Origin of the sequence: Amorphus sp. 3PC139-8, assembly GCF_040750475.1 — a bacterium.
Taxonomy (GTDB): Bacteria; Pseudomonadota; Alphaproteobacteria; order Rhizobiales; family Amorphaceae; genus Amorphus.
Window position 1 is genome coordinate 62,097 of sequence record NZ_JABJVY010000001.1, and the last position, 11,827, is coordinate 73,923.

Here is an 11,827-nt window from a genome sequence, read left to right on the forward strand (position 1 = left end):
TCACTTCGGTTCAATCAAAGAGAAATGGGCTTTTAATTGTGGTAGTATTGTAAATGCGGATTTAGGGAGACCGGACATGGCCACCGAGCCGGCGACGATAGGACAGACGATCGTCGATCGCAGCTTCTCGCTGGAGGGGCTCGATCCGGACTTGGCCGCGGGCTTGGCCGAGCTTGCGCGCACGGTCAAGCTAGAGCCGGGCAAGACGCTGTTTACCGCCGGCGACCCCGGCAACGGCTTCTATGTCGTGCTGGACGGGTCGCTGAAGGTCTGCGTCACCTCCTGCGCCGGGTCGGAGCAGCTTCTGGCCATGCTGGGGCCGGGATCGGTGGTGGGCGAGCTCTCGATTTTCGATGGGCGACCGCGCTCGGCGAGCGTCATCGCGGTCAAGCCGACCCGGCTCGCCTTCATTGAGAAATCGACCTTCGAGCGCTTCGCCGACGACAATCCGGGCGTCTACCGGCACATTCTCACCATCGTCGGCCAGCGCTTGCGCCAATCCAACGACGCGCTCGCCGCCCGCTCTTTCCTGCCCCTACCGGGCCGGGTCGCCCAGACCCTGTTGCACCTGGCCGTCAGTTTCGGCCGGCCGCTGGAGAATGAGCGGGTCCTGATCCACTACAAGATCAGCCAGTCGGACATCGCCTCCATGGCGGGCGGTGCCCGGGAAAATGTGAGCCGGGTTCTCAACGACTGGAAGCGCGGCGGCACCATCAGCCGGATCTCCGGCTATTACTGCATCGAAGACCGCCGCACGCTGGAGGCCGCCGCGACGTTGTGATTACTTTCGCTCACGACAGTCGCGTTTCACGCGACGTCTCCGCGGGGGCGGCCTCCGGCCGGCCGACGGTCGTCGGCTGGTTGGTGAGTACGGAGAGGCGGTGCGAATGACTTGAGGCGCTCCCTCGAACTCCGGCACTTCCCGCTTTCGTGGAAGTGAGCGGAGGGTTGGGGTTGCTCAGGAAGAACCAGCATCAACATTTAATGATCGCATCCCACCAGTGCGCGACCGCGCGCCTGCCATATTTGGCCGCGCCCGGGCAGCGGTGAGCGAAGCGAACTCGCGAGAGCGGAAAAGAATCCCGCCACCCTCACTCCCTCGGAAGTAGCGCCTTCAGCGTCTCGATCCGATCGGCCTCGCCGGGCGGCTTGTCCCATCTGAGCCGAGCCACACGCGGAAAGCGCATGGCGACACCGGACTTGTGGCGGGTGGAGCGGTTCAGCCCCTCAAAGGCGATTTCCAGCACCAGACCCTCGGCCGCATCGTGCACAACCTCCCGCACCGGCCCGAACCGGTTGATTGTGTTTCGGCGCACGAACGCGTCGATCTTGCGCAGCTCCTCGTCGGTGAAGCCGAAGTAGGCCTTACCGACCGGCACCAGCTCTTCGCCGCCCTCCTCGGCCTGACGCCAGACACCGAAGGTATAGTCGGAATAAAACGACGAACGCTTACCGTGGCCGCGCTGGGCATACATCAGCACGGCATCGACGCTGAAGGGATCGCGCTTCCACTTGAACCAGAGCCCTTTCGGCCGGCCCGGCACATAGGCGCTGTCGGCCCGCTTCAGCATCACCCCTTCGACCGCATCGGCATCTGCTCCCGCCCCGGCAGTGGCGGGGTCGGCCCGCGCGGCCGTAATCGCCTCCCAGCTTGGGGCAGGAACGAGGGGCGAGAGATCAATCCGGTCATCCCCCATCGCCGCGACGAAGGCTTCCAGGCGCCGGCGGCGCTCGAGGAAGGGCAAGGTGCGCAGATCTTCGCCTTCCAGCACCAGCGCGTCGTAAAGACGGATGACTGGCGGAAACGCGGCCTGCATCTTCGCGGTCACGGTCTTCCGGTTGAGCCGTTGTTGCAACACGTTGAACGGCTCGACACGCCCCTCCCGCACGATCAGCAGCTCGCCGTCGACGGCGCCGTCGAACTCGAAGGCGGAGAGAAGATCGGGAAAGGCGGCGGAAATATCCTCGCCCGTGCGCGAATAAAGCCGGGCCACGCGCCGTCCGTCCGCGTCCAGCCCGGCGGCCGCCTGGACCCGGATACCGTCCCACTTCCATTCCACCAGGAAGTCGGCGGCGTCGAGGCCGGAAAACGCCTCCTCTTCGATCGGATGTGCCAGCATGGCGGGGCGAAACGGGGCTGGATCTTCAAAGGCCGGAACCGGACCGCGCTTCTCCAGCCAGGCAAATAGCGGCTCATAGGGCGGCGAAAGGCCGTGCCAGACCTCTTCGACGGCGTTGACGTCCACATCGCCGAGCCGCGCGGCTGCGGTTTTGGCAAGGCGCGCGGAAACACCCACGCGCAGCCCACCGGTGATCAGCTTCAAGAGCGCCCAGCGTCCAATCTCGTCGAGGCTGTCGAGCCAGCGCGCGATCTGCCCCGGAAGATCCGCCTTGGAAAGGGTGGAGAGCGTGTCCACCACCTCCGACAGGCGCGGCGGCCGAGCGTCCTCCACTTTCGTAGGTTGGGCCGGCCACATCAGCGCAGCGGTCTCGGAAAGATCGCCGACATAGTCGTAGGAAAGCGCGAACAGGACCGGATCGGTGCGCTCGGTCAGAAGCGTGCGGATCAGCCCGGCCTTGGCATGACGGAAGGACAGCGCGCCCGTCAGCGCGGCGAGCGCGAAACCGCGCTCCGGATCCGGCGTGTCGCGCAGATGCGCTTCAATCAGCGTCAGCTTACCCAGCCGACGCGGCTCGTAGGACAGACGGTCGAGAAGATGGGCGAAGGCCTGCATATCGGCAGAATAGACACTCGGGACGGACGACTAAGCGAAAGTAGGATGTCAGAGCGTGCGTTGCGAGCATTGAGCAACCAAACTCAGAGCGCGGACATCCCCGCGACCGCGCGCCACCTTGGCAAACCTGGCCCGGCCAAGCCATGGAAGCGGTCGGTTGGCTGCGCACAAAGGCGCCCGACGAGAAGGACAGACACAAATGCGCATCTGGCTCATCATCGGCGCCTTGAACGGTTTCCTTGCAGTGGCGCTTGGTGCGTTCGCCGCTCATGGGTTGCGGGGCAGCGTGCCCGAAGCCGATCTCACGATCTTCAACACCGGCGCACACTATCACCTGGTCCACGCGGTGGCGTTGGTCGTAGTCGCGCTGGTGGGTCTGAACGCAAAAGGCTGGCCCGCCAAGGCCGCCGGCATCCTGTTCCTGATCGGCATCGTGCTGTTTTCCGGCAGCCTTTACTTTCTTGGCATCACCGGCAGTCGGGCCCTGGTCATGATCACGCCTGTGGGCGGGGTCGCCTTCCTGCTCGGCTGGCTGTCTCTGGCGATGGCGGGGCTCCGGCTGAAGCCGACGTCGAATTGAAGGCTAAAACGGAGGATCAGGCCGCCTCGTCCTCCTCGCCATAGCCAACCAGGCGAAGCGGTTTGGCGCGGATGCCGTTCGTCTCGCACCAATGCACCAGCGCGTCTTCCTGGCCATGGGTGACCCAGACCTCGCGCGCCCCGGTTTCCACGATGGTGGTGCAGAGATCCTCCCAGTCGCCGTGGTCGGAGACGATCAGCGGCAGCTCCACGCCGCGCTGGCGGGCGCGGGCGCGCACGCGCATCCAGCCCGACGCGAACGCCGTGACCGGATCGCCGAACCGGCGCGACCAGAGATCGGACAGCGCGCTCGGCGGGCACATGACGACTTCGCCGCCAAGCTCCTCCTTCGCAGCATCCTTGACCGGCACCAGAGGGCCGAGCGCCACCCCGAGCGTCTCGTAGAGCGTGCAGAGTTTCTCCAACGCGCCGTGCAGATAGATCGGCCGGTCGTGGCCGCCGGCGCGCAGAAGCGCGATCACGCGCTGGGCCTTGCCGAGCGAGTAGGCGCCGACGAGATGGGGGCGGTCGGGAAACAGCGCGAGCGATTGGCGAAGCTTCGCAATCTCGCCGGCGGCATCGGGATGGCGAAACACCGGGAGCGCGAAGGTCGCCTCCGTTACGAACAAATCGCACGCAAGGAGCTCGAATGGGGCGCATGTCGGATCTTCCTGGCGCTTGTAGTCGCCGGAGACCACCGCAACGCCCGCCGCCATCTCAATCCGCACCTGGGCCGACCCCAAAACGTGGCCCGCCGGATGCAGGCTGACGCGCGTGGCGCCGAGATCGACCGTTTCGCCATAGCCGAGCGGATGGGCGACCTCCGCGAAATTCGCGCCATAGCGCGCGGCCATGACGGCAAGCGTTTCCGGCGTGGCGTAGACGGTGCCGTGGCCGGCGCGAGCGTGGTCGGAATGGCCATGGGTGATGATCGCTTTGTCCACCGGCCGGGTCGGGTCGACGAAGAAACCCCCGTCGGCACAAAAGAGCCCGCCGCGTTCCGGTCTCAGATGTCGTTCCCAAGCCATGCAAATCTCCAGTCCGCCGGCATCGGTGTTTGGCGATCGTGTCCAAACAATAGGTTGGAACCGGCGCAACGGGGAATCCCCCCGCTTCGCCTTACCGCTCCGTATTCGCTCATATGGGACCTCGGGGCCCAGAACATGGGTTCGTTCGCTGACGAATAAGGACTTTCTCCTATACGGAAACATTCTTCCCTGCTTTCCGCCGCCGCGTCGTGGTAGCAGGAGCGAAGTGGGAGAGACCCGACACAGGAGAGGCACATGGCCGAGAACATCACCGCCGCAGCCGCCGCACCGGACTCCGTCGGGGTGAGCGGGCAGCTTGGGCCGCGCTACGAGGACGTTTTGACGCCGGAGGCACTGGCCTTCCTGGCCGAGCTGCATCGTCGGTTCGATGTCACACGCCGCGAGCTGCTTGCGCTGCGCGCCGAACGCCAGAAGCAGTTCGACAACGGAGCGCTTCCCGATTTCCTGGAGGAAACGCGCGAAATCCGCGAGGGGACGTGGAAGGTCGCCCCCATCCCCGACGACCTCCAGGACCGGCGCGTGGAAATCACAGGCCCGGTCGATCGCAAGATGGTGGTCAACGCGCTCAATTCCGGCGCCAAGGTTTTCATGGCGGACTTCGAGGACGCGACCGCGCCGACCTGGGCCAATGTGGTCGAAGGCCAGCTCAACCTCATGGACCGCTGGCGCGATCGGCTCGATTTCACCGACGAGGCCAGCGGCAAGCGCTACGCCCTCGGCGAGACGCCCGCCGTCCTAAAGGTTCGACCGCGCGGCTGGCATCTTCCTGAGGCCCACATCGAGGTCGACGGCACGCCGATTGCCGGCGCCCTGGTCGATTTCGGGCTGTATTTTTTCCACAACGCCAAGCTGCTCCTCGAAAAGGGCACGGGCCCCTACTTCTATCTGCCCAAGCTGGAGAGCCACCGCGAGGCGCGGCTGTGGAACGACGTGTTCGTCTACGCTCAGGAGGCGCTCGGCCTGCCGGTGGGCACCATCAAGGCGACCGTGCTGATCGAGACGCTGCCTGCCGCCTTCGAGATCGACGAGATCCTGTACGAGCTGAAGGATCACATCGTCGGCTGCAATGCCGGCCGCTGGGACTACATTTTCTCCTTCATCAAAACGCTCAGGCGAAACCGCAGCTACGTGCTGCCCGACCGCAGCCAAGTGGTGATGGGCAAGGCCTTTCTCAGGGCCTATTCGCTGCTTCTGATCAAGATCTGCCATCGCCGCGGTGCGTTCGCCATGGGCGGCATGGCGGCGCAGATCCCCAACCGGCGCGATCCGGAGGCAAACGCCGCCGCGCTGGACAAGGTGCGGGCGGACAAGGAGCGAGAGGCCGGCGACGGCCATGACGGCACCTGGGTCGCCCATCCCGATCTGGTGCCAGTCGCCATGGAAGTGTTCGACCGGCTGATGCCGGGGCCGAACCAGGTCGATCGGCAGCGTGACGATGTGCAAGTCAGCCAACACGATCTGCTGGAAGTGCATCCCGGCTCGCGCACGGTCGCCGGCCTGCGCGACAACATCCGCGTGGGCGTGCAATATATCGAGGCATGGCTGCGCGGCCGGGGCGCGGTGCCGCTCTACAATCTGATGGAGGATGCGGCCACGGCGGAGATTTCGCGCTCCCAGATCTGGCAGTGGCTGACCTTCGAGGCGCAGCTTGAGGATGGCCGCGCCGTGACCCAGCCGCTGTTCCTTCAGCTTCTGAACGAAGAGATGGATGCCGTGCGGGCCGAAATTGGCGATGAGGCTTATGACAGCGGCCGCTTCGAGGAAGCGATCGGCCTATTCCGGGAGCTATCGACGGCTGCGGACCTGGAGCCCTTTCTGACGATCTCCGCCTATGAGCTGATCAAATAGGGGGGCCACAGCACCATTGGAGCATCACGCCAATAGTCGGCTTCGCCCGATGCTCACAGCCTTTGTCGCTGTCGCACCGCGTACTGCGAGAAAACGGATTCGGCTATCGTCCAGCGTTTAGCCAATTCCGTTTTCACGGAATCACGGAGCAGGTCTAAGTCATTGTTTCGACGCGTTTCCGGACGGCCAACCGATTTCCACTTGGCCTGGAAACGCCCTAGTCGTTGCCATATTCCTGATCGAGCTCGCCGGCATTCATCATATCGCGGCAGCCCTTCGATACCTCGTCGCCGTGCTCCTGCAGACACGCCGGTACGGCTATAGGCTCGACGTCGCTGCACAACCGCTCCGCATCGCTCTTGCAGGCAGCGCGGATGTCTTCCGACAGCGCGGCCGACTGGGCCAATGCGGCGCCGGCACTTGCAGAGACAAGGGCCGTAGCCAAGACGATGATTTTCAGCATCTGAAATCCTCCCGGGGACGGCTCGTGGTGAAGAGAATGGAAGCCGCGAACCGGAATTATGCAGATCGGATCAGCGTTCGACGAGTTGCAAAGTGACTTGGCGAGTCCGGCTGCACGGTTTCGGACGGTTCGACTGCAACGCCCGACGGCGCACTCCGAGGACCGGTATCCGGCAGCACCTAATCCGCCCTGGACGCCTGGCGCCGCAAAACACGGCCGGGACGCGCCCCTGTCGGCTCGTTATTTTCCCAGACCGGAACACCGTTCACGAGAACCGCGCTGATACCTTCCGCGCGTTGTGTCGGCTGCTCGAATGTCGCTCGGTCGCGGATCAGGTCGGCATCGAACACCGTAATGTCGGCGAAAGCGCCTTCGCGAAGGACACCGCGGTCGATAAACCCGAATTCCGCAGCGGTCAGGCCGGTCATCTTGTGCACGGCCGTCTCGAGGCTGAATAGGCCCCGATCGCGGCTGTAGTGGCCAAGGACCCGCGGAAAGGTGCCCCAAAGACGCGGATGCGGGAATTTGTCATGCGGCAGCCCGTCTGAACCGATCATCGTAGGATCAAAGGCCAGAATGCGGCTCACGTCATCCTCGTCCATTCGGAAATAGACCGCTCCGGCCGGCTGTATTTGCGCGACGGCATCCTCCAGCGAACAATTCAGTTCGACCATGATCTCCGCCAGATCCCGCCCGGCACAATCGGGCCGACTGCGCGACCATGACACCAAGGTGCGGCCGGAATTCTCGGCATGTTCCAGGGTCAGGATGGTCGACGAAGCGGTATAGGGATAGCAGTCGAGGCTGACCTTCTGCCGCGCCATCTCCTCTGCGATGACACGCAGCGTGGCGACCGATTGACCATGCGCAGCGGCACCGGCAAGCTTATGATGCGATATCAGCGACTGCACTTTGAGCGCTCGCCCGATGGCGAAGGTTTCGTCGAGCGACGCCATCGTCGCCTCGCCCTCGTCGCGCATATGCGTGGCATGAATTCCATCATACCCCGCTATGGGACGGCAGACCTCTATCACTTCTTCGGTCGTCGCGGCCTTGGCCGGCGGATAGGCGAGTCCGGTGGATACGCCGATGGCGCCGGCTTCCATCGCCTCGGCCACCAAATCCTGCATCTGAGCAATTTCGGACGCGGTAGCAGGCCGGTTCAGATCGTCCATGACGATGGCGCGGAGCGTGGTGTGTCCGACGTAGGCGGCCGCGTTCACCGCAGCGGGAGTGTCGGTCAGCGCTTCGATATAGTCGGCGAAGCTGCGGTAACGGTACCACTCACCGCTATCGTCCAGCAGATCGAGCGGCGGCAGGACAGGGCGGGAGACGGGGACAGGCATGGGCGCCAGCGATATGCCACAGTTTCCCGCGACGACGGTGGTTACGCCCTGGCTGACCTTGGGCACCATTCCGCCATCGGCCAGCAGCATCCGATCGTCATGCGTATGGGAGTCGATGAAGCCGGGCGCCACGATCAGCCCCGCCGCATCGATCGCGTAGTCGGCGGCGCAATCGCCCAACGCACCGATCCGCGAAATGCGCGCGCCAGTCACACCAACGTCGCCCTCGTAGCGTGCCGAGCCGGTCCCGTCCACGATGGTACCGTTGCGAATGAGCAGGTCGAAGTGTTCCGCCATGATGAGGCTCCTCAGACAGGGCAGAAGTTGCGGAAATCCCAATGTCGGCCAGGCGCCGCTTCGAAGAGTTTTTGCGTATAGGCCTCCTCGGGTCTTGCCAGCACGCGCTCTGCCGGGCCGTACTCAACGATGCGGCCGTCATTCATCACGAAAATAGAGTCGCAGATGCGGGCCGCGACCCGAAGGTCATGCGTGATGAACACGATCCCAACGCTCGTCTCCGTCCGGATCTCGTTCAACAGCTCCAGAACCTGCTCCTGCACCGAAACGTCGAGCGCCGAAACGGCCTCGTCTGCGACCAGCACCGCGGGTTCCAGCATCAGTGCCCGGGCGATGCAGATCCGCTGCCGCTGACCGCCGGAGAATTGATGCGGATAGCGATCCAGTACGCCCTTGGGCAAGCCGACCAATTCCATCAGCTCCCCGGCCCGCTTCAACGCGGTCTCGGCCGGAATCCCAAAGTTCGTGGGACCTTCAATCAATGAGCGACCGATCTTCACCCGTGGATTGAGCGAGCGATACGGATCTTGAAAAACCATCTGAATGCGGCGCCGCATCTGCCGCCGGGCAGCCGTTCCAGCCCTGTCGAGCCGCTCGCCGCAGATGGAAATTGTCCCGGCGCTCGGCTCTTCCAGCCCGACGATGCAGCGTGCAACAGTGGACTTGCCCGACCCCGATTGTCCGACCACGCCAAGGATCTCATTGCGGCGGAGGGTCAGGTGGACGTCCGTCACGGCTTGGACTTCGGCGACCGGCCGCAGGAACCTTTTCTTGCGGAAGGTTTTACAGAGGCCTTCAACGCTAAGAACCGTCTCGGTGCGAAGCGGCGCGCGCGGCTCGGGCACGAGACTCGGCACCGACGAAATCAGCATCCGCGTATAGTCCTGCGCCGGAGACCGCAGGATCGTCTCCTTATCGGCGATCTCAACGATACGCCCGTCTTTCATCACCACGACCCGGTCGGCGATGTCGGCCACGACCCCCATATCATGCGTGATGAAAAGAACGGCCGTATTCTGCCGCTCCTGCATTTCGCGGATCAGCGTCAGGATCTGCTGCTGAGTGGTAACGTCGAGCGCCGTGGTGGGCTCATCCGCGATCAGCAGTTCGGGCTCCAGAATGAGCGCCATGCAGATCACGACCCGTTGCCGCTGGCCTCCAGAGAGCTGATGCGGATACGATTCATAGATCCGCTCCGGGTCCGGCAGATGAACTGTCTCAAGCATCTCGAGCGTAAGCCGGCGGCGCTCCGCGGCATTTGCCCGTGAATGCAGGAGAAGCACCTCCTCGATTTGGCGCCCGACCTTCTCCACCGGATTGAGCGCAGTCATAGGTTCCTGGAAAATCATCGACATTCGGGTCGAACGCAGTTGGCGTAGCCTCTCCGGCTGGGCCCGCAGCAAGTCTTCGCGTTCCAGCAGGATCTCACCACCGGTTGGTTGCAGAGCGTTCGCCTGCAAGAGCCCCATGATGGAGAACGCGGTAACCGACTTGCCGGAGCCGGATTCGCCGACCACGCAGAGCGTTTCGCCCGGACCGATGTCGAAACCAACATTCTGGACCACCGGCCGAGAACCACCTTGGGTGAGGCTGACCGTCAGGTCGCGGACACGGATCACAGGATTGCGAAAGGGCACTGTTGTTTCCGTCATGTCCGCTTCGCCATCTTCGGATCGAGCATGTCGCGCAACACATCGCCCAGGACGTTGACGCTAAGCAGCGTGAGCGCGAGCGCGATGCCGGGCCAAAGGACCAGGCCGGGATAGAGCTGAAAATATGCCCGCCCTTCGGACATGATGTTGCCCCAGGACGGGATCTCGGTCGGCAGGCCCGCGCCGAGAAAACTGAGCGTGGCTTCGGTCAGGATCGCCGACGCGAAAACGAACGTTCCCTGGACGATCAGCGGCGCCACAGTGTTCGGCACCATGTGCCGCATCAGAATTCGGCGCACGGGACTGCCGAGCGTGACGGCTGCCTCAACATAGGCTTCCGAACGCACGTTGAGGATCACGCTGCGGACCAGGCGCACCACGCGGGGGATTTCGGGGACGGTGATGGCGACCAGCACCGTCAACAACGATGCCCCGGTCAGAGAGATCAAAGCGATGGCCAGCAGGATCGAGGGGATCGCCATGATCCCGTCCATGGTGCGCATGATTACCGTGTCGATCGCGCGAAAATATCCCGCGACGACACCAATCACGAGGCCGATCGCGACACTCACCAGCGCGGCCCCCGCCCCCACGAGCAGTGAGACACGGGCGCCGTAGAGCACACGAGAGTAAATGTCCCGCCCGTAGGCATCGGTACCAAGCGGATGAATCGCCGAAGCGCCGGAGAGCCGCTCGGCCGGCGCAATGGCAATCGGGTCGGCTGTGGCGAGCAACGGCGCGAGGAGCGCCATCAGCGTCACCAGCGCGAGGATGATCACAGCCACCAGCGCCGGACCCCTGCCGAAGGCGGACCACAGCCGTTGCAGGAGCAGCGCGCGCCGGCTCGCCGGTGCATCCTCACGCGTGGAAGCGCCGGAGGCATCGGTCTGAGCGGAGAGTTTCATCTGTGCGCCTCTCAATATCGGATGCGCGGGTCGAACACCGTGTAAAGGATGTCCACCACCAAATTGATGAGGATGTACGTAAACGAGAACAACAGGATGAGGCCCTGGATGACTGGGTAGTCTCGAGCCAATACTGCCTCGACCACCAACCGGCCGAGACCCGGCAGGTTGAATACCGACTCCGTCACGACGACGCCGGTGATCAAGGAGGCGACGCCGATGCCGATAATGGTCACAATGGGCACCGCAGCGTTGCGCAGCGCATGACGCAGCAGGACGCGGCGCTCGGGCGCACCTTTTGCACGGGCGGTGCGAATGTAGTCCTCGCCCAGAACTTCGATGATGCTGCTGCGGGTAATGCGGGCGACGAGGGCAATGTAGACGCCGCTGAGCGCCGTCACCGGCATGATAAGCCGCTGCGCGAACGGCCAGAACCCGTCGCCTAAAGGACGATAGCCCTGCACCGGCAACCAGCCGAGCTTGAGGGCGAATAGGTAGATCAGAAGGTAGCCCGTCACGAAGATCGGCACCGAAAAGCCGAGCACAGAAAGGGCCATGACCAATCGGTCCAGCACCCCACCGGGCCGACGTGCGGCGATGATCCCCATCGGGATCGCGATCAGGATGGTCACAATGATCGTACCGGCCGCGAGCGAGAGGGTGGGCCCCACCCGCTCGCCGATCATGCGCACCACCGGCACGCCCGATAGCAGCGACACGCCCAGATCGCCGGCCAGGATGTTGCGGAACCATGTCATGAGCTGAACGAGTATCGGCTCGTCCAGCCCCAAGTTTTCGCGGATTTGGGCCAGCTGCTCCCCTGTCGCGTCATTTCCCGCCAGCACTGCCGCCGGATCGCCCGGCGTTAACCGCAGGATGGCAAAGACCACCACGGCGACAACGATCATGACTGGCACAGAGGACAACACACGCTTGAGCACGTAGGGGAGCAT

The 11,827-nt window shown here is 63.9% G+C and carries 10 protein-coding genes; 3 read left to right on the forward strand and 7 right to left on the reverse strand.

Annotation, left to right across the window (positions count from 1 at the left end; all coding sequences use genetic code 11):
- The first annotated feature begins 76 nt into the window (after positions 1–76).
- Positions 77–781 carry a Crp/Fnr family transcriptional regulator gene (locus tag HNS03_RS00285; protein ID WP_367192201.1) on the forward strand — a complete coding sequence of 235 codons (705 nt, stop codon included), beginning with the start codon at positions 77–79 and terminating at the stop codon, positions 779–781.
- A gap of 310 nt (positions 782–1,091) precedes the next feature.
- Here the strand turns inward: HNS03_RS00285 and HNS03_RS00290 are convergent, their stop codons facing one another.
- Positions 1,092–2,735, reverse strand: coding sequence for a cisplatin damage response ATP-dependent DNA ligase (locus HNS03_RS00290; RefSeq protein WP_367192202.1), 1,644 nt, complete (start codon positions 2,733–2,735; stop codon positions 1,092–1,094).
- A 199-nt stretch (positions 2,736–2,934) separates the two neighbouring features.
- On the opposite strand from HNS03_RS00290, the gene HNS03_RS00295 reads away from it, so the two are divergent.
- Positions 2,935–3,315 (forward strand): DUF423 domain-containing protein, encoded by a 381-nt coding sequence (locus tag HNS03_RS00295; RefSeq protein WP_367192204.1) that lies wholly within the window; start codon positions 2,935–2,937, stop codon positions 3,313–3,315.
- Between the two features lie 16 nt (positions 3,316–3,331).
- Here HNS03_RS00295 and HNS03_RS00300 read toward each other — a convergent pair whose 3' ends face one another.
- Entirely contained in the window at positions 3,332–4,342 is a 1,011-nt protein-coding gene (locus HNS03_RS00300) for a ligase-associated DNA damage response exonuclease (protein ID WP_367192206.1), read from the reverse strand.
- Between the two features lie 255 nt (positions 4,343–4,597).
- On the opposite strand from HNS03_RS00300, the gene aceB reads away from it, so the two are divergent.
- Entirely contained in the window at positions 4,598–6,211 is a 1,614-nt protein-coding gene (gene aceB / locus HNS03_RS00305) for a malate synthase A (protein ID WP_367192207.1), read from the forward strand.
- Between the two features lie 217 nt (positions 6,212–6,428).
- Here the strand turns inward: aceB and HNS03_RS00310 are convergent, their stop codons facing one another.
- The 5 genes from HNS03_RS00310 to HNS03_RS00330 all read right to left on the reverse strand — a co-directional run bounded on the left by HNS03_RS00310 (position 6,429) and on the right by HNS03_RS00330 (position 11,827).
- Positions 6,429–6,674 carry a hypothetical protein gene (locus tag HNS03_RS00310; RefSeq protein ID WP_367192208.1) on the reverse strand — a complete coding sequence of 82 codons (246 nt, stop codon included), beginning with the start codon at positions 6,672–6,674 and terminating at the stop codon, positions 6,429–6,431.
- A gap of 179 nt (positions 6,675–6,853) precedes the next feature.
- Complete coding sequence (locus HNS03_RS00315; RefSeq protein WP_367192210.1) at positions 6,854–8,317, reverse strand: amidohydrolase family protein; 1,464 nt, start codon at positions 8,315–8,317, stop codon at positions 6,854–6,856.
- 11 nt (positions 8,318–8,328) lie between these two features.
- Positions 8,329–9,969: a dipeptide ABC transporter ATP-binding protein gene (locus HNS03_RS00320; protein ID WP_367192211.1), complete on the reverse strand. Its 1,641-nt coding sequence runs from the start codon at positions 9,967–9,969 to the stop codon at positions 8,329–8,331.
- Positions 9,966–10,874 (reverse strand): ABC transporter permease, encoded by a 909-nt coding sequence (locus tag HNS03_RS00325; RefSeq protein ID WP_367192213.1) that lies wholly within the window; start codon positions 10,872–10,874, stop codon positions 9,966–9,968. Before HNS03_RS00325 ends, HNS03_RS00320 begins: the two co-directional genes overlap by 4 nt.
- 11 nt (positions 10,875–10,885) lie before the next feature.
- Positions 10,886–11,827 (reverse strand): ABC transporter permease, encoded by a 942-nt coding sequence (locus HNS03_RS00330; RefSeq protein ID WP_367192215.1) that lies wholly within the window; start codon positions 11,825–11,827, stop codon positions 10,886–10,888.